Origin of the sequence: Gardnerella sp. DNF01144, from assembly GCF_049244245.1 — a bacterium.
GTDB classification, from domain to species: domain Bacteria; phylum Actinomycetota; class Actinomycetes; order Actinomycetales; family Bifidobacteriaceae; genus Bifidobacterium; species Bifidobacterium piotii.
This window is the reverse complement of the sequence record NZ_CP058390.1, coordinates 392043-411805: the sequence shown is the minus strand read 5'-3', so window position 1 is coordinate 411805 and position 19763 is coordinate 392043. Positions and strand designations below refer to the sequence as shown.

Genomic DNA, 19763 nt, shown 5'->3' with positions numbered 1-19763 from the left:
AGCACATGCACTTTTGCAATGCATAATTTGTCAATACATAATTTTGCAATACCTAATTTTGCAATACCTAATTTAGAAATGAGCAAAATATTTGCTTCAACACTATTTTCAATGCGATTAAAATGGCCGCTAATCTTTGTTTTTGGCGTTTTAATAAGCGTAATCGTTGCAATATTGGCGTTTGCAATAAGTGAGATTAAAAAACGTAATTCTAAAAACTACAAAATTAAATCTTCCAAAACATTAGAAACAAGCTTTTTAACGTCTTTTTCTTTAGACGAAGACCTTAAAGGAAGCATATGCTCAAGAAGATGGCGATTATGGAATATTTTGCGAAGAACATGCGCCTTAATGCTTTCTCTTGCTCTTTTATGCACGCTAATTCTTAGCGCAAGGCCTTCTAGAGTTTTAGACGCAAACGAGCAATCGAGTTCTAGAGATATTGTGCTTTGCTTAGACGTTTCTGGATCCACTCTTCCCTACGATTTAGAAGTTATTAACGCTTACTTAAAATTTGTTGAGCATTTTCAAGGCGAGCGCATTGGCTTGAGTATTTTTAACTCAACATCTAGAACTGTTTTTCCACTAACAGACGATTATTCGCTTGTTAAAAAGCAATTGCAATACGCTTCTAAACTCTTGGATGGAGTTCAAACGCAAGACAAAATCGACAATATGCAACAAAAGCAATATCAGCAAATTTCTACATGGCTTGATGGAACTCAAAATCGAAAAGAAGCAACATCTTTAATCGGAGATGGTCTTGTTAGTTGTGCTGCAATGATTCCTGGAGTTGTGTACGGCTCTTCTAACAATTCTAAAAAGCCTCATAATCGCCTTAATCGCAGTGCTTCTATTGTTTTAGCAACAGACAATGTTGTTTCTGGAAAGCCGTCTTATTCGCTTAAAGCAGCTTTGGATTTAACAAAACAAGCGAATATTCAAGTTGATGGATTGTATTCTGGGTCTGCTCAAAGCGAAAACGAGGCAACCACTAAGCAAATGCGTGATCTAATTACTCAAAACGGAGGTATTTTCTTAACGCAACATAACGCTGATTCTGTAATGGCTTTGGTTCGTAAAATCGAGCAGCAACATACGAGTATTCCAAATGATTCATCTCAATCAGCTTTAAGCGATGACCCTAGTATTGCAACAATTTTAGCGGTTATTTTTGTGTCTCTTTGGCTTATTTTTGCAAGAAGGATAAAACGATGAGAATATATTTTAGTTGGATTTCGTTAATCTTAATTGCAATTCTTGCCATTTTAGCACTATTTGAGATTTTCCCACTAAAACGCAACTCTTATAACACAGATGAAACTATTTATATGCGTATTCGCAGAGTTTTAATATGCGTTTTGCTTGCGATTTGCGCATTATGCCCATGCATTATGAAAAGCACTTTTCAACGCTCTCTTAACGCTACAAACGTAATATTTGTTTTAGACGTTACTGGCTCTATGAACGTTAATGATTCTAAAGACTTAAATAACAATCGCACTACTAGGTTTAACAGCGCAAAGCAAATAATAAAGCAAGTGACGAGTAATTACGCAAATGCGAGCTTTAGTGCAATAAGATTTGGAGCGTCTTCTAGTGTTGACGTTCCACTAACTCCAGACGCAAATGCCATTGAAAATTGGGTTAACACCATTAACACAGAGCCTGTTGGAGTTTCAAACGGAACGAGCTTAGACGCGCCTTTAGATAAGACTCTTCTTGCCGCTCAAGCAATTCACAACGCTCATCCGCAAGATGTTACTGTTTTGTACTTGATTAGCGATGGCGAAGAAACTACTAGCAGAAAGCGCAGAACATTCTCATCTTTGCGCGGCTACATAAATCATGCCTACGTAATTGGTGTTGGCTCTAAAAATGGAGGAAAAATACCAAATAAAAGCACTAAGTTAGATAATTTAGACAATATTAACGTAACTGATTCTTCTATAAAACAGTCTGAAAAATGGGTTATTGACCCTTCTACAAAAAAGCCTGGAATTTCTAAAATGGATTCAAAAAATCTTAAGAATATTGCAGACGAGCTTAGTGGAAAATATATTGATTCCAGTAAAGATCATTCTATTGGCGTAGAAGCAAAGCAGATTCTTTCTAAACAATGGAGACAAAACAACACTGTTAAGCCAAGACTTAGGCCAGAGCCAATCGTTTGGCCGTTTGCTATTCTTGCAAGTGTATTAATTCTTTGGGAATTGGCATGCTGGATTACAAAATCGAGGAAGCTTATATGATTAGCAAAATCACACCTAAGTCATTCCTAAGATTTTCTATTATTGCAATATCTTCTATTGTTATATTTTTATGCATGGTTTCAATCTATTTAATTGCAACTAATCTTAAAGCAGAATCAACGTATAACGCTGCTACAAAAAGTCTTATAAACAACATAAATGCATCGAAAAAAGTTGATGCAGATAAAGAAACGTTGGTTGTGTCTCAAAAACAGGTTGATGACCAATTTAACGAAGCAAAATCGCCTTACACGATTTTAATGCCGCACTTATTAAAAAGCATTAATCATAACGCAATAATATCTAAAGAGCTTACTAAAAGCTTGCAAAAGCAACTTAACCAAGATAAAAAAGATACGGATTCTAATGCGCAAACAAGCCAAAATAATCGCAAAAATATGACTAATAAAGCGCAAGAAAAATCCAACAAATCCAGCTTAAGCGATTCGCAAAAAAGTAAAATTCAAGACTTGCTAAAGCAAAATAATCAAAGCGATTCTAGCCAAAATTCGCAAAATCAATCAAATCAAAATAGCGATGATTCCACTAAAGACGAATCAAACAAGAATGAAAAAACTAAGTCTTCTAAAAAAGAAGACTCAAGTAATAAGCCTTGGTAGGTCGCGCTAAAATTTGCGATAAAATTCGTTAAAAAAAAAACGACTTAAAACGCAAAAAACCTTATATTTCAAGGCTTATAGCCTTTAACCACATTGCAAGAATTTTCGTGACTATTTGAAAAACATTGTGTGTAATGTTTGTATGCACATATTTAACGACTACCAGTGGCTGTTAGAAAGAACAGAACAATGCTCTAACAGCGTGCTTAGCGAAGCACACTCAAACACGCTTAAAGACTGGCACGGAAGAGCCGCAAACGCGTTTAACGAACAGATGGCTAAAACTGCTAGAGAAGCATGCCAAATCAGCTGCGTTAACACTAGTTTTGTTGACGGTGATTTTATTAACGCTAATTCTACTTTTAGATCGATGCTAAACTTTGGGGGTAAATAATGCCTTGGAGAGTAAAATCTACAATAACTGGCGGAGAACCTCTTAGTGTTGATGATTCTAACGCGTATAGAACAAAAGCTGCAAGACTTAGTGAACTATCAAACGATTTTCATTCGCTAAGCGCCTGTTGGATGCAAACTGCAATGCAAATCGAAAGCCAAAAAGCAGCTCTTGTACAAAACCAAAACAACTGTTTTAGCGAAAACATTAATCAACATGCTTTGCAAAACTTGCCTGATTCTAACGAATGCAGAATAAAGTCAAGCCAATGCGAATCAATGTCTAACAGTCTTAGTGAATTAGCAACTCTAATAGTCAGAGCAAATAACTTATATTCTCAAGCAGAATACAAGAATAGAGAAACCTTAGATAACCTTGTGTCTATTGGAACTACAATCTTCCCTATTGCAGCAGTGCCATTCTTTGCAAGCGTAGGATTCAGCGCACTTTTAGACATGACTCAAAAAAGTGGTATGAAAAACTTTTCTAAATGGAGCCATGCAACAGTACCAATTCAGCAAGGATTTATTAGAGGCTTTTCTAAACATTTTCTAATAAACCCCGTAACTGGAATCCCTATTCGTCTTTTTTCTAGCATTCAAGAAAAGAACGATGTAAAACATTCAAAAGCGCCAGTTTCCACTTTTGCAAGCGCATTAAGCATGTTTAGCTCAAAAATCAACGATGCAAACCAAGGAAACAATCTTAAAGTAACAAAATTAGTTTTGCCTAAAAACGCACAATCTAAAATATTTCTCTATAAGGGAAACAATATTGGTCAAGCGATTGAAAATCTTAACAGCCTTTCTAGCGGAAATCTTTCGGTGCATCCTCCAAAAACAAATCCAGATGCTGCAACAATCGCAATTCAACGTTTTAGACAAAAAGACGGTAGCACGTCTTGGCTTGTTACAATACCTGGGACCGACGGTAAACCAAAGTCTCCTTTTGGATGGCCTCAAAATGCAGAGGTTATGAGCAGTTCTAGAAGCGTAAGAATGAACGCAGACAGCACAAGAATGGTTGTAGAAGCTATGAAAAAGAGCGGAATTAAAGCGAACGACAATGTTGTTCTTGTTGGACATTCTCAAGGAGGAATAGTTGCTGCAGGAATTGCTAGCGACTATTCAAAACAATACAACATAAAACATGTTGTAACTGCTGGGTCTCCAATAGCAAACCACGCAATTCCAAGCAAAACTTGGGTTACGAGTATAGAAATGGAAGACGAGCTAGTTCCAACACTAGACGGAGCAAGTAATCCGAGCAGAAATAATTGGGTTACGATTCACGCAATTGCAAGTAAAAGTGCTAATCGAATTAAAAGAAAAGAAGAAGATGAGGAAAATGTCTCTAAACAAAATCGTAATAAGATTGGCAACACAAATCGCAACACAAAAAATATCTTTGAAAAAGACGGAATATTAGTAAAAAATGTACCAGAAGAAGGAACACTCACACACGATTTGAACTATCATCAAGCAGCATATGCGGATGCTCACCAACTTGCGTCTAAAGAAATTAGAACTCAAGAATCACATTTTAATAAGATATTAAGCGGAAAATTAGAAGAAACAACATTGTGGCAAGGTGTTATGCAACACTAATGCAAAGTAAAATAGCAACGCTCAAAACTTAGTAGTTTTTGCCATGCTGTAACCTTTAGAGTATGAAGCTTACTGATATTTGCCCTGCTATTGCTTTGACTCCTCTAGATGGAAGATACCACAACCAAACCGCAAGCCTTGTAGAATATTTAAGCGAACCAGCATTAAACCGCGAGCGCATGCGTGTAGAAGTTGAATGGATGATTCTTCTAGCAAACGGTTATAAGGGAAACGATTTTAAGACGATTGTAGATGGCGTAAAGCCTTTAACAGACGAGGAATGCGATTATTTGCGCGCAATCCCAGAAAACTTTGGAGCAGAAGGCATAAAACGCCATGCATCTCACGAAGCTGTTACACATCACGACGTTAAAGCTGTTGAATACTATATTGACGACGAGTTAGACAAAGCAGAACAAGTATTAGGGCATAAAACCCAGCTTAGCAATCTTAAAACATTGGTTCATTTTGCTTGCACAAGCGAAGATATAAACAATCTTTCTATAGCTCGTTGCGTAAAAAACGCTGTTGAAAACGTGTATAGGCCAAATTTGAAAGCTATTGTTGATTACTTAACTCAAAAAGCGCAAGAGTATAGAGATATGCCAATGCTATCGCTTACTCACGGCCAGCCTGCAACTCCTACAACTTTAGGTAAAGAGCTTGCTGTGTTTGTTTATAGGCTAAATCGCCAGCTAAAACACCTTAACTGCCAAGAGTATCTTGGAAAAATAAATGGCGCTACTGGAACTTTTGGCGCTCATCTTGCTGCTTTCCCTAATGTTGATTGGCTTAGCGTTTCTAAAGAATTCGTAGAAAACAGAATGGGTCTTTGCTTTAATCCTCTTACAACGCAAATCGAAAGCCACGATTGGCAAGCGGAACTTTATAGCACTGTAAGTCACATTAATCACATTCTTCACAATCTTGCTGTAGACGTGTGGATGTACATTTCTCGCGGCGTTTTTGTGCAAGTTCCTGTTAAAGGTGCCACTGGATCCTCCACAATGCCTCATAAAGTGAACCCTATTCGATTCGAAAACGCGGAAGCAAATCTAGAGATTTCTTGCGCACTTTTCGACACTCTTTGTGCAACACTTACCGAGAGCCGATGGCAGCGCGATTTAACAGATTCCACTACTCAAAGAAACGTTGGATCCGCATTTGGCTATGCTCTTCTTGCTTTGAACAATCTTCTTGGCGGCTTAAAGTCAATTCATCCAAACACGCAAATGATGAGCGAAGAGCTTAACAACAATTGGGAAGTTCTTGGAGAGCCAATCCAAACTGCTATGCGCGCTCAAGAAATTGCTGGCGTAGAAGGAATGGAAAAGCCGTACGAGCAAGTTAAAGAGCTTATGCGTGGTCATAGTATTTCTAGACAAGATGTTGAAGATTTTATATCTTCTAGAAACTTCGATGCTCAGACTGCAAATAGGCTAAAAAATCTTACTCCAGAATCTTATACTGGAATTGCATCACGTTTGGTGGATTTTATTCAATAACTATTTTGTTCAATAACTTATTAAACATTAATAACTATTAATAAATAAACGGTGTACTATGCAATCGCAAGTAAAAGATGATTTAGTTATTAACGACGTTGAGCCTAAGCTAGTTCGCAATTGGGCAGATTTAATCTACTCAATTGCATCTGCTGGCGTAGCTACAGCAGTAGTGCTATTTGCAACGTGTTTTTCGGGAACAACAGCAGGCGTAGAACACGACGCAAAAAATGCTGGAAAGATTATTGAGTGGATTGTAAAAGGACTTCCATCTTCTCTTTTTCAGCAAGCGCTTACAATCGCAATTGTTGCTGGCGTAATCGTATCAATGATCGATTCGAAAAAATGGATTAATACGGCAATATCAACAATAACTTTGCTTTTAACGTATCCGCTTGTATGGTATATTTCCTACATTCTTACAACGCTAAACAATCCTTCGATATTCGCATCGTTTAATTCGATTTCCAATAGTCATGGCGCAGAATTATTGCCAGACATGTACGCGGTTTTGGTTGCTTTTCTAACTGTTAGCGGTCCTAGAAGAGATAATAAAATCGTAAAACTCTCTTGGCAAGCGCTGCTAATTGCGTCTCCAATATTAATCGTAACTTCTTGGCATTCGCTAACAGGTGCATTAACATCTTGGTGCATTGGACGCTCTTTTGGAACACTAATTCGGTTTATTAAGGGAACGCAAAGCAAAGGAGCGTGGGGCAAAGATATTGTTGAAGCACTAGAAAACATTGGCATTACGCATCTTGTTCAGCTTAATAGAAGAACACTAACAACCGACCATAGTGGAGTTCTTAAGTCTAGTCTTGACGACGATTTGATTGAAAATTCAAGGCTATACGATGCGATTGATATTCACGGAACAAGATACGTTATATCTGTATTAGACAATCAAGTGCACTTGCCTGGGTATCTAAATCAGCTATGGCAATGGGTTAAGCTAATTGACATTCCAGTTAGACGAGACCGTTCTGCAAGACACTCAATACATCACCATCTTTCTATGCTACTTGCTCTTAGAAACTTGCATCTTGCAACAGCAAACGTGTATGGGGTAACAGACCTAGAAAAATCATCAATAATGGTATTTCATACTAGCAATGTTCTTGTTCCTTGCAATCTAAACACACTTACAGCTAAAGATGCTCAAAGACTTATGCAATATCTTGATATTGCAAACTCTAGAGGTATTACACACAGAAGAATAGGACCCGAATCGCTTGCGCGACTAGAAGATGGGACTCCCCTAATTGCAGGTTGGCAAAATGGCGATGTTGCTAGTGATTCAACTAATATTGCTTTAGATAAAGTTCAACTTTTAACAATAATCGCGTCTTGCATTGATGCAAAAACTGCTGTTGAGTCAGCAATAAACGTTTGGGGCGAATATAAGGTTGCGCAAATACTTCCATTTATTCAAAAAGCGGCCGTTCCAGCGTCTACAAGGTCACTTTCTTCTTGCAACAAAAAGCTTTTTGAAGATCTTAAAAATGAGATTAGCAAAAAAGTTTGCACGCTTAACAACGAAGAAGACTACGACACTGTACGCTTAGCGCGCTTTAATATTAGATTCTTTGTTAGCTTAATCCTTATTATTGCAGCAATTTCGGCTATTGTTACGCAATGGCATCCGCAAGAATTTATTTTTGCGCTTAAAAAAGCAAATAGCATAATGGTCTTTGCTTGCTTTGTGTGCAGCATGCTTGCTTGGGTTGGGTCTTCTATTACACTCGGGTCTTTTATGGATGATTCAAAGCCAAATGCTGGTGTTTTATTTACATCTCAAGCAGCTTCGGGCTTTACTGCCGTGTCTATGCCAGCTGGAGTAGGGCCTGCGTTTGTAAACATGCAACTTATAAAGAAAAACGGTAGTTCAACATCTCAAGCAACAGCGATTACAAGCGCAGTATGGCTTTTGCAATCGCTAGTAACCGCTCTTGTTATATTTAGCGTTGGAATTTTTACTGGTAAAAACCTTCTATCTGGAATGATTCCTACGCATATGCTTATTACCGTAATAGGAATTGTTACTATAATCCTATGCGCGTTTATGGCGATTACTCCTATTCGTAAATTTATACGCAAAAAATATCTTCCTATTCTTTCCGATTATGGCAAACAGATAAAAGAACTCGTAACTAAACCAAAACAGCTTTTTAACGGCACTTTGGGAGGTTTGATTCTTGTTTTTGCAACAGGACTAGGATATTGGGTTGCTCTTTTGGCATTTGGATACTACGCAAACCCTTGGGAAACAGTTCTGCTGTTCTTAGTAGCAAACACTGCAGGATCTGCTGTTCCAACACCTGGCGGATTGGGAGCTGTTGAAGCATCTTTGACTTTTGCATTCACTTCGGTTGGTATTCCTCCAACAATCGCATTATCTGCAACTCTTCTTTACCGTCTTATGTTCTATTGGTTACGAATACCAATCGGCGCTTTTGCAATGAAAAGTCTTAGCAATAAGGGATTAATCTAACAACAAATTAGTGTAAATTTAACAAATCAAAAAAGAATATATTTAGTTAAAAACCGCATAAATACGCCTATATAAGGCATTTTTGCGGTTTTTATGTACTTTATTTACTAAAAAAAGTAAAAAATCGTAAAAAAATCTTAATAAAACGCTGAAAAACCGCGCATTTGTAGGGAAAATGTACTAATATCTATGAATGAAAGTGGTCTTTGGAAGAGAAGGCCCCTAACACAAAGGATGCTTGTATGGCATACAACAAGTCTGATCTCGTTTCGAAGATCGCTCAGAAGTCCAACCTTACCAAGGCACAGGCCGAGGCCGCTGTCAACGCATTCCAGGATGTGTTCGTTGAGGCTTTGCAGTCTGGCGAAGGATTGAAGCTCACTGGTCTGTTCTCCGCTGAGCGCGTAAAGCGCGCAGAGCGTACTGGCCGCAACCCACGTACTGGCGAAACCATTAAGATTCCTGCATCTTACGGTGTTAGAATCTCTGCTGGTTCTTTGCTTAAGAAGGCTGTTACTGAGTAGGTTGAACCTTTAAGCGTAGACTTACAAGAACGAGGAACATCCCAATGTTGGATTTGTTCCTCGTTCTTTTGTTTTATGCACTGTGTTTTATGCACTGTGTTTTATGCGCTCTAACTTAATGCTCTAGTTTCTCACTATTGCAATCTTTGCACAGCCCAAACACTTCCAAAGTGTGGTCTATAACTGTGTATCCGTGAGATTCAGCAATCTTATGAATCCAACCTTCATCGTCTGGAGGCTCTATGTCTACAGTTTTGCCACACTTTTCGCACACAAGATGATGATGATGCGTGTTTTCGTCACAAATCCTAAAAAGCTGCTGACCATTAAAACGCACAGTATCAACATCTCCGCTTTGTGCAAGCGTATTAAGCTGGCGATAAACGGTTGCAAGCCCAATGATTTCCCCATCTTCTACAAGCGCGCGATGCAAATCTTGAGCAGAAACAAAATTACGCGAAGCTCTTAAATGCTCAAGAACTGTTTCCTTTTGCTTAGTGTTTCTGCGTATTGGCTCACCAACCATTATTTAACCTTTCACCACAAAAAACTTTTAATCAAGCTCGTCATCCCAACAACCTGTAGAGTCTAACACATTGGCTTCCTCAACAGGATTATTGCAAAGAACAGTAATATGACCCATTTTGCGATTCTTACGAACCTGTGCCTTGCCGTAATCGTGAACATGCCATTCTGGATGCTCTGCAATAAGCGCGCGAGTAGGTGCAACATGCTGGCCTAAAACATTAACCATTACGGCTGCAGAAAGCAGCTTAGGCTCTTTTAGTGGCCATCCAACAATGCCTCTAACATGAGCTTCAAACTGATCCATATCGCAAGACTCAATCGTGTAATGACCCGAATTATGCGGGCGTGGCGCAAGCTCATTTACTACTACGCGATTATCTTTAGTAATAAACAGCTCAATTCCAAGCGTTCCAGCAAGCTTAAAGCCTTGAGCCAATCTAAGCGCTAAGCTATGCGCAGCTTCTTGAACCTTAGCATCAACATTTGCAGGAGCCAAGGTCATGTGCAAAATGCTATTGTGATGCACGTTTTTTACAAGCGGATAAGTCACAAATTCGTTGCCATTTCCCGAAACAAGAATTGATGCTTCAAAAGCAAAGTCAACAAAACCTTCGAGAATAGAAGGCGGCATCTCTTTGCCATTTTCTACGCGATTACGAACATTATTAACGTCTTCTTGAGTGCGCAAAACGTCTTGACCGTGGCCATCGTAACCACCTCTGCGCGTTTTAAGAATTGCAGGAAGCCCGATTTCTTCGATTGCTTTATCTAAATCGTCTAAATTGTTGACTTCACACCATTTAGCTGTTTCAATACCATGATTGTTAATAAAGCTTTTTTCAAAAACACGGTCTTGCGTAACTCGCAATAAGTCGGTTCCTTGAGGAACAGCAACTAAATCGCGCACACTATCTAAAGCATCTGCGTTTACGTTTTCAAATTCGTACGTAAGCACATCGCAACTTTTAGCAAGCTTTTTTAAGGCTTCCAAATCATCATACTCAGCTTCAACTTGAAAATCCGCAACTTGAAACACTGGGCAATTATGCGCTGGGTCTAAAACGCCGATTTTAAAGCCCATTCTTCTAGCAGCAATCGCCATCATGCGACCAAGCTGACCGCCGCCTATAATTCCAATAGTTGCCCCTGGCATTAAGCACTTTACAGCACCATTAGTAGCTTCACATAAGCTCGGCATTAGATTCCTCAACCTTCTTTTTTAATTCTTTGCGGTATTCTTCAAGTTCTTCTTCTAGGCGATTATCTGTTGTGCTAAGCATGCTTACAGCAAGCAAGCCCGCGTTTGTAGCGCCAGAATTGCCAACAGCGGTTGTTGCAACTGGAATTCCGCCAGGCATTTGCACTATAGAAAGCAAAGAATCCCAGCCCGAAAGAGCATGGGATTTTACAGGAACACCAACAACTGGAAGCGTTGTTTGAGCAGCAATCATACCTGGCAAGTGTGCAGCTCCACCAGCGCCAGCAATAATCACGCGAAAACCGTTTTTTCTAGCACTATGCGCAAAATCTGCCATAAGTTCTGGAGTGCGATGTGCAGAAATAATTTGCTTCATATACGGCACTCTAAATTTTTCTAAGATTTCGCATGCGTGGCGCATTGTTTCCCAATCGCTAGAAGAGCCCATAACAACTGCCACAACAGGTTTTGAATCTAAAATATCTGCCACAACAACCTCCCGTATATGCGTAAATACGCGGCTTATGCGCAAAGTTTATACGCAAGTTTTACTTTACGCATAAGCACGGAAAAATGGCTAATAATTAGTGTTTTATTAGTGATTTACTGGTGTTTTATTAGCTTCTTTATTGCTTCTTTATTAGCTGCTTATTTTTAAGAACATATTTTACGTCTGCAGCAGCCGCAACATCGCTAGAATGCGTTACAACAATCACGCATTTTCCGCGTTTATGAGCGGCATCTTTTAAGATTGCTATAACTTCTTTAGTTGTGTTTGGATCCAAGCTACCTGTTGGCTCATCGGCAAGAATAACAGGCGCAGAAGATACAAGCGCTCGCGCAATAGCAACGCGCTGCTGCTGCCCGCCAGAAAGCTTTGTTATATTTCTAGTGGACTCGTCTTCACTAAGCCCCAGCTCTTTAAGAATCGCAGAATCCGCCTTTGGATTAACAAGACGCAAATTTTCTATAGGAGTCAAATAGTCGATTAGATTAAAACTCTGAAAAACTAAGGAAACATTATTCTTACGATGATTAGCATAACCGCCATTCTTGGAAATATCTTGACCGTTAAACAATACTGTTCCGCTTGTTGGCGAGTCTAAACCAGCAAGAAGAGATAACATGGTTGATTTTCCAGCTCCCGATGGACCCGTTATGCTATAGATTTTCCCAGCTTCAAAATCTGCATTAACATTTTTAAGAACCGCAATATGAGTCGCTCCATAAGAGTAATCAACGTTGTTTAGTTTTAATAAAGTTGTCATAATAAACTCCAATATTCTATTAATCTCTATATTTTATGAATCTATATTTTTTATAAATCTGTGTTATAAATCTACCTATTATTTTTATGCTTACTTCGGCCTATGCACTTGTTCTGCTCACTAATCGCAAGCGTTATGTGCATAAAAATACGCCACCTTAATCTCCTCTAACTAATTGAGCTGAGTATAGAACGCGGCTTTTTAAGCATTATTGGCACAAATGCAATGCATAGAGACGCAAACGCTATAGCGAATCCTAAAAGAATAGAAAACGCTGTTTGGCCAGTTAGCAAAGACTGATTTGGCGAGTATGTAATTGCACCATTTGCAACATTTGCCAATAGCATTGATCCAACGCTAGACGATATTGCAGCACTAATCGCAGTAGACAGCACTGAGCAAAATGCGGACATTATAAAAACTTCTATAATCATTTGCAAAGCTATAACACGTTTTTCTACACCAATTGCCATTAGAACGCCAACTTCGTGAATCCTTCCTCGAACCCAAAAAACAAGAACTAAGCCAAGCACTATGATTCCGACTAATGCAAGACACATTAAAATCATTGTTACTAATTGCTTAACTGTTTTTACGGATTGAAGAACGGAGGCAAATCTTTGCGCATTATTTTCTACAGAAATCATGCCGTTGCCATAGTCTTTAGCGATTTTATTGGCTTCTTTTAAAGCTTTTTCTAGATTATTTGAATTCTGCATAACGCACTTTATAGAACTGCGATTTTTACTTCCAAACAAGTAAAGAGCGGATTCTAAATCAGTTATTACGCGATTTTCGGAAGAGTCGGAAGGAAGCGCACCCTTTGTTTGCATCTTGCCAGAAAAAATGCCAACAACCTTAAGATTAATGCTTTTGCTGCCTTGTTTTAGAGTTAAAACAGACCCGAGTTTAAGATTATTTTGTTTAGCAAAGCTCTTGTGAATTATTGCAGATTTCGCACGCTTAAAGTCGCCAGCAACCGAAGAATCAATATGATTGCCTTCCTCAAGCTTATATAATCCTTCTTGGAATCCCTGCGCTAACTGTGATTTAGTTGTTCCCGTTATTGAAACAAGCGAAAACATTCCATCATTGTCTAAACGCGGACCATTTATTGGCGCTACAATTTTAGCGTTAACAGGATTTGCTAAAACATCTTTTTCTTCTGCAATGGTTTTTATTCCATTAATCTTTTTAAACTTTGCAATAAGACTTTCAGGAATTCCCTCGTTTTTTTGCAAATCTTGAGGAATATCTTGCTGCGATTGCTTAGCAGAATCGCTGACTGAATCGCCAGCAGAATCGCCAGCAGAATCAGACTCTGGCAAAGTCTGCCCTTGCGTTTTTGCGTAAACACTAAATCCTAAACCAATGTTGGAAGTTATTTGATCCTCTAGATTTTTTACGCAAGCAATAACACTCGCTTGGCAAATAAGCGCGCTAAGAACAACCGTAATAATCAAAGCTAAAATAGCACTACGCCTTGGTTTTCTAACTATAGCAAGCCAAGATCTTTTTATAATTTGAGTCATTTTACCACCTACTTTTGCAGCCAACTACTTTTGCATGCCAAGCAAATCTCTAGGAGACCTTCGCAAAATAGGAAGATAAGACAGCGCAACCGCAACAATAATAATCGCTAGAACCATCAATGACGATTGAATTAAGCAATCAAGGTTAACTTGAACAGCAATCTTATCTAAGGTTCTAGTGGCCATGCTCGATTCCAGGTTTCCTCCAGCTTGACCCATTGAGCTAAGCTGCTGAGCGGCGGAATTTTTTACCGAACCTAATGCGCAATCGCTAAACCAAGGAGATATTGCACTAGCAAAACCATAGCCTATTGCAATAGCTGGAATCGCAAGCAACACAAGCTCAAAAAGCTGCTGCAACACAAGGGAAACTTTGCTAATACCAATAGAAGTTAGAACGCCGATTTCTTTTCTACGCTCATTAATCCAAAGAATAAGAACCAATCCAAGAGCTACAACAGCAAACGCGCTTACTGCAATAACCGTTATATTCATCATGGATTTTACGCCTTTTGCCGCACCAATCATGCCTTGTACAAACTGGTCATCTCGAGTAATCTGATAGCTTTGCAAATCAATCGGAAGCTTAGACGCTTCTTCAATCACAGAATCTGCGTCCGCTCCTTTTTTAACCTTAAAACTTGCGTCCTGATATATCTCTTTTCCAGGCTTATATTTGTAAAGCTCTCTTGTTGTTTTCAAATCTGTATACACAGTGTTTGCAGTTAATTCTGCACGCGTTGCAACTGGGCGATTATTAGCTCCGCCGTAAATTCCAACTATGCGCGTTTTTACTTGCTCCGTAGAGTGGTTAAGATTATCGGCGTCAAACGGGTTTGCTTTAAGTGTTAACGAATCCCCTAATTTTAGGCCATTTAGTTTTGCTAAATCTTCGTGGATTAAGGAAGCATGCTCATCTGATTCTTGCAAAGCTCTACCTTTAACCATGTGAATTGACTTTGTTTTAAAAGCATTTAAGCCCTTAGAAGAGTTTGTTCCTTCTAAGTTTACAGCGTTGCCAAATTGCTTTTCTCTACGCGCATCGTAGTCTTGAACACCTTTGATTCTAGCTGCTTTTGCGTCAACTAAATCGGCAGTAACATTTTGACGTAAAACATACGAATCAACGTTTTTAAGTGACGCGATTTTTTTAACATCACTTGGCTTAACAGTTCCTGCTCCCCTTGGAGTTCCAGGATTTACTTGCGGATTATTTGCTAAAACAAAACTAGATTCTGCTTGTTCTTCTACCTTTTTGCCCTCTTTTTCTGCAGCAATCGCAACTGCAGAAGATGCCAGCAAAAGCGTTGAAATCAATGCTAATATTACAAACACGATTGCTGTTTTCACTCTTTTTCTCAAAACGTAGCGTATTGCGCGAGAAATAAATGTCATTGACTACCATCCTCATCGAACATTTGTAGTTAAATCGTATGTTATTCAATCATTAATATCAGTACAATATGTACAAGTCGCGTGAATCATACAAAATCGTATAAAATCATGCGGCTGCACAGCAAGTACAATCACGTAGCCTATATTATTTACCCTTATAAAATACTGTGAATAATCTGTTTATTATCTTCAAAAATCTTAGAAAATTTTATGAAAATTACTGATTTTCAATAAAAAATATATGACATATTGTTATAATCATTTGAAATAATTTATGTGACTAAATGTTAATGAAAGAAAATTTATTAATCGATTAGCAAGTTTTACAACTTGAGACTTTACAGTCAAAAAAATTTATTTTGCATGATTTAACTAGAATTTGCATGACTATTTTGTAGGATTTGCGTGAATAAAGGCGCATACAACAACAATTAAGGCGAGCACGTGATTGTTACAAGTGCCCGCCTTAATTTATTTATGGGATTTATGCGCTGCGATTAGCCACGGCTGATTTCGCCTTAGTTTTCGCCTTCACCTTTGTTCTTCTTCTTTTTCTTACCAAACAGAATAAAGAACAAGAATCCACCAACAATCGCAGCAAGAGCAGCAAGAGCGCCAACAATAGACGCAATCAAACCAATGTTTGAAGAGTTTGATGCATGCTGTGCAGAATTGCTAGCAGAATCTTTTGCAGAGTCTTTTGAATCCTTAGCGTCTTTTTCAGAATCATCAGAGTCAGAGTGATCCTTAGAAGAATCCTTAGCAGAAGTGGAATCAGAATCAGAGTCATTCGACTTAGCGGAATTGCTTGAATTAGAGCCACTTCCACCCGCGTTTAAGCCACTGCCACCAGTGGAACCACCATTGTGATTGCGATTAGTATTCGAACCATTGGTGTTATTACCACCGTTTCCATTACCATTACCTGAACCATTGGTATTGTTGCCATTACCTGGATTATTATTCGGATTATTACCTGGTGTATTTCCAGAACCATTATCCGGATTATTGTTTGGATTATTATCTGGATTATCGCCCGAACCATTGTCTGGGTTATCGTCTGGAGTATCACCGCCAGGCTGCGACGCTGGATTTGGCGTCGGATCTGGCGTCGGTGCAGGCGGCTGAGGAGTTGGCGTTGGTGCAGGATCTGTATTCTTTGTGTATATTGCATACACAGTAGTATTCTCATCCACAGAAGTCTGATCAGTAAACTTTGTACCTTTGCCATCTGCCTGAGTATTCCACTCTTTAAACGTGAATCCATCTTTAGCAGGAGCATTTGGCATAGTAACGTCTGTTAAAACAGCATCACTTGTTACGATTGTTTCACCCTTAAGATCGGCAATTCTCTTACCAGCTTCAACGCTAAGAGTTGAAACAGTAGAATCACCATTCTTAAACGTTACTTTATGCGCCTCTTTAATTGTATAGGTTTGGAACAGCTCCGAAAGCTTTGAGGTTGAGGAAAGCTCCTTATCAGCAACAGCTACATAGGTGGTCGGAAAACTTGTGTTGTTTGTGCGCAGCTTTGACACACCCTCTGCAACAGCTCCAGGAATGTAGTGCTTTACAATCTCAACAGGATCTTTTAACGGCTTGCTGTCTTTCCCATTAACACGTGAATCAAGAACCGATGGAAGATACGTTTTTTCACTGGTATTACCGTATTGCACGGTAACAAAAGGTACATTATCCCCGTTTTCTTTTTGCCCTTTCATTGCATTAAGCAGCGCATCATTATCAGTAATTATAAGGTTGCTGCTGAGACCACTTCCTACAGCATACTTGTCATCATATTGAATATTCTTAAAATAATCATTTATTTCTTTATCCGTTGTATTTCCAACATTGAATATATATGCAGCTCCTTCGGAATCATTAAGGAGATCAGAAAGCACATAAGGCTTAATCCACTTTATGTTAGTGAATGTTATTGGAGGATACTCAAATGTTCTGTATCCAAACATTTCAGAACTAGACGAACCATAATAACTATCTTCATAAAACTTATCTGCCCAACTTTGTATAGGAGATATATCAGTCAGTTTCATACAACGAACAAAGACATACCTTAGAGGTGCGTCTGCTGGATTTACACTAATATTCCAATCTTTTATTCCGCTAATATCTGTTAAATTTTCACAGCTGGCAAACATACATGATATAACCAGGTTTTTATTCGTTATCCACTTTTTAAACCCATTTAAGTTCTCTAGGCTCGTGCAACCGGCAAACATACCGCTCATAGTGGCTACGTTACTAACATTCCAATCAGCTATGTCATCAACATTTTTCAAACGATTGACACCTGCAAACATGCCATCCATATTGGTAGCATTGCTAGTTTTCCATTTCGCTAAAGCCTGTAAACTATCAATGCTCGTACAGCCACTAAACATGTACGACATATTCGTAACACTGCCAGTATTCCAGTTCTTCAGTTCGTTAAGATTTTTCAAGCTCTCGCAGCCAGGAACACGCGTTGGAGTCGGATACTCAGTACCAATAAATCCTGCAAACATTCCTTGCATGGTAGTAACATTCTGTGTCTTCCAATTTGACAACGCGGAAATATCCGATAAATTCTTGCAGCCAAAAAATAGGTATGACATGTCGGTAACATTCTGTGTATTCCAATTTGACAACGCCGAAATGTCCGTGAGTCCTTGTGAGCCAGATATTTTTGATGAAATAAATGAATCGTCAGAGTAGCCAGAACAATACCAGCCAAACATACCACGCATGTTAGTTAAGTTACCAGTATTCCAGTTAGCTAAACCCTGTAAACTCTTAATGTTGTTACAACCACTAAACATGAAAGACATATCAGTAACATTCTTAGTATCCCAGTTAGATAATGGCTCAAGACTTTTTAATTTTTCACAGCTACTTATAAAACCAGCTTCAGCACTAAATGCATAAGTACCTGAATATCCTGAAAACATTCCTCGCATAGTTGTAACACTGCCAGTATTCCAGTTAGATAAGCCATTCAAATTTTCAATATTCTTGCAGCCACTAAACATGTACGACATATCAGTAACTTTGGCAGTATTCCAACTAGACAATGGCTCAAGACTTTTTAATTTTTCACAACCATCGATTTTATATTGTTTTTTAGAATCTATCCTACCTGCAAACATTCCCTTCATGGTGGTAACGTTGCCCGTCTTCCAGTCTTTCAAACCCGAAATATCTAGCAAATTCTTGCAACCACTAAACATGTACGACATATCGGTAACTTTGGCAGTATTCCAACTAGATAGAGCACTAAGGTTTTTTAATTGTTCACAGCCGTCAATTATGACATCATAATTCTTACCTTCCTTGCCTCCAAACATTCCCTTCATCGTAGTAACATTTTCCGTATTCCACTTCTCTAAACCAGCTAGATTTTCCAGGCTTTTGCAGTCGTTAAACATGTACGACATGTTTTTAACATTTTTGGTATCCCAATTAAATAGAGATTCAAGGCTTGTTAATTTTTCACATCCCTCAATGGTTTCAGAATTAAAGTCACTTTCTTTGCCTCCAAACATGTTCTTCATGGTGGTAACGTTGCCAGTATTCCAGCCCTTCAAACCATCTAAATTTTCGAGGTTTTTGCACCCACTAAACATGTACGACATATCAGTAACTTTGCTGGTATCCCAACTCGCTAAATCATTCAAGCTTTTCAAATATTTGCAACCACTAAACAAGCCTTGCATGTTAGTAACGTTGCTTACATCAAAGTCGCCAACATTTCCAAGAGATGCAATGTAAGTTTCACTAAACAAACCAGCAATACTGCCGTAGCCATGTATGGTGCCTTCAAATTTTAGTTTATATTCATAATTTCGACGTATCATATCTTGAATCTGTTCGAAATCATCTTTTTTAAGGTCGGCGCTAATAATGCCTTCGGCGCCATCTTTTGGCTTAATGACAAGGTAGTCAACGCCAGCTATTGTTTCAAATTTAGCCTCGCAGCCTTTCATCTTTCTGGCTGCATCTTCATCGATAATATGAGCTGGAGCAGTCGGAACAGCAGAACGCTCAGAATTCTGTACACCCCCCCCCCCGTAACGGAATCAGCCTTCTTAGCGACTCCATCAGCAGACGATTTAACAACACTAGAAGAAGCAGCAACACTAGAAGAAGCAGCAGAAGCGTTGGCCACGACTCCCCCAGTTATAGCCAACGCGGTTGCGCAAAAACCAGCACTAAGCGGCACAAAAACACTACGATTACGAGCACTATGATTACTAACGCTACGGATATGCTTACTACTCTTCTTCATAATAATCCTTCTCCACAGTACAAAATGCTCACAAATTACACGCAAAAAATGCGTACAAATAAATGCGAGCACAAAACTCTATGCATAAAACACTAATATTTTACACCCAAACGCATAAACACAACATACTATTCGCGCAAAAAGCAACGAAATACAACAAA

Annotated in this window: 16 protein-coding genes; 8 read left to right on the top strand and 8 right to left on the bottom strand. The window is 38.8% G+C overall.

All coding sequences use genetic code 11. The features are described from left to right. Positions 1 to 78 precede the first annotated feature (78 nt). The 8 genes from HXT36_RS01570 (at position 79) to HXT36_RS01535 (ending at position 9396) form a co-directional block, all read left to right on the top strand. Positions 79 to 1218 (top strand): VWA domain-containing protein, encoded by a 1140-nt coding sequence (locus tag HXT36_RS01570; protein WP_252863499.1) that lies wholly within the window; start codon positions 79 to 81, stop codon positions 1216 to 1218. After that, positions 1215 to 2252, top strand: a complete 1038-nt coding sequence (locus tag HXT36_RS01565) for a vWA domain-containing protein (RefSeq protein WP_421779032.1) — start codon at positions 1215 to 1217, stop codon at positions 2250 to 2252. Before HXT36_RS01570 ends, HXT36_RS01565 begins: the two co-directional genes overlap by 4 nt. Further along, positions 2219 to 2872 carry a DUF6466 family protein gene (locus tag HXT36_RS01560; RefSeq protein ID WP_116438466.1) on the top strand — a complete coding sequence of 218 codons (654 nt, stop codon included), beginning with the start codon at positions 2219 to 2221 and terminating at the stop codon, positions 2870 to 2872. The genes HXT36_RS01565 and HXT36_RS01560 overlap by 34 nt, the downstream gene beginning before the upstream one ends. A 142-nt stretch (positions 2873 to 3014) precedes the next feature. After that, positions 3015 to 3266, top strand: a complete 252-nt coding sequence (locus tag HXT36_RS01555) for a hypothetical protein (RefSeq protein WP_116285874.1) — start codon at positions 3015 to 3017, stop codon at positions 3264 to 3266. Beyond that, complete coding sequence (locus HXT36_RS01550) at positions 3266 to 4873, top strand: esterase/lipase family protein (RefSeq protein WP_421779029.1); 1608 nt, start codon at positions 3266 to 3268, stop codon at positions 4871 to 4873. Before HXT36_RS01555 ends, HXT36_RS01550 begins: the two co-directional genes overlap by 1 nt. 62 nt (positions 4874 to 4935) lie before the next feature. Beyond that, entirely contained in the window at positions 4936 to 6378 is a 1443-nt protein-coding gene (purB, locus tag HXT36_RS01545; protein WP_421779027.1) for an adenylosuccinate lyase, read from the top strand. A gap of 58 nt (positions 6379 to 6436) precedes the next feature. Continuing rightward, positions 6437 to 8872, top strand: a complete 2436-nt coding sequence (locus HXT36_RS01540; RefSeq protein ID WP_421779025.1) for a lysylphosphatidylglycerol synthase transmembrane domain-containing protein — start codon at positions 6437 to 6439, stop codon at positions 8870 to 8872. 242 nt (positions 8873 to 9114) lie between these two features. Beyond that, positions 9115 to 9396 (top strand): HU family DNA-binding protein, encoded by a 282-nt coding sequence (locus HXT36_RS01535; RefSeq protein WP_004112617.1) that lies wholly within the window; start codon positions 9115 to 9117, stop codon positions 9394 to 9396. Positions 9397 to 9511: 115 nt separating this feature from the next. Here the strand turns inward: HXT36_RS01535 and HXT36_RS01530 are convergent, their stop codons facing one another. The 8 genes from HXT36_RS01530 to HXT36_RS01495 all read right to left on the bottom strand — a co-directional run bounded on the left by HXT36_RS01530 (position 9512) and on the right by HXT36_RS01495 (position 19602). Continuing rightward, positions 9512 to 9922, bottom strand: coding sequence for a Fur family transcriptional regulator (locus tag HXT36_RS01530; RefSeq protein ID WP_421779023.1), 411 nt, complete (start codon positions 9920 to 9922; stop codon positions 9512 to 9514). A gap of 27 nt (positions 9923 to 9949) precedes the next feature. After that, entirely contained in the window at positions 9950 to 11122 is a 1173-nt protein-coding gene (gene purK, locus HXT36_RS01525; RefSeq protein WP_421779021.1) for a 5-(carboxyamino)imidazole ribonucleotide synthase, read from the bottom strand. Then, entirely contained in the window at positions 11106 to 11570 is a 465-nt protein-coding gene (gene purE / locus HXT36_RS01520) for a 5-(carboxyamino)imidazole ribonucleotide mutase (RefSeq protein WP_421779224.1), read from the bottom strand. Before purE ends, purK begins: the two co-directional genes overlap by 17 nt. A 178-nt stretch (positions 11571 to 11748) precedes the next feature. Next, complete coding sequence (locus tag HXT36_RS01515) at positions 11749 to 12390, bottom strand: ABC transporter ATP-binding protein (RefSeq protein WP_421779019.1); 642 nt, start codon at positions 12388 to 12390, stop codon at positions 11749 to 11751. A gap of 167 nt (positions 12391 to 12557) precedes the next feature. Next, positions 12558 to 13922: an ABC transporter permease gene (locus HXT36_RS01510; protein WP_421779017.1), complete on the bottom strand. Its 1365-nt coding sequence runs from the start codon at positions 13920 to 13922 to the stop codon at positions 12558 to 12560. Positions 13923 to 13946: 24 nt separating this feature from the next. Continuing rightward, positions 13947 to 15317, bottom strand: a complete 1371-nt coding sequence (locus HXT36_RS01505) for an ABC transporter permease (RefSeq protein ID WP_421779015.1) — start codon at positions 15315 to 15317, stop codon at positions 13947 to 13949. 518 nt (positions 15318 to 15835) lie between these two features. After that, on the bottom strand, positions 15836 to 19300 hold the full coding sequence (locus tag HXT36_RS01500) for a BspA family leucine-rich repeat surface protein (protein WP_421779013.1): 3465 nt from the start codon (positions 19298 to 19300) through the stop codon (positions 15836 to 15838). Further along, a complete protein-coding gene (locus HXT36_RS01495) occupies positions 19297 to 19602 on the bottom strand; it encodes a hypothetical protein (protein ID WP_421779011.1) in 306 nt (101 codons plus the stop codon). The genes HXT36_RS01500 and HXT36_RS01495 overlap by 4 nt, the downstream gene beginning before the upstream one ends. Positions 19603 to 19763 lie beyond the last annotated feature (161 nt).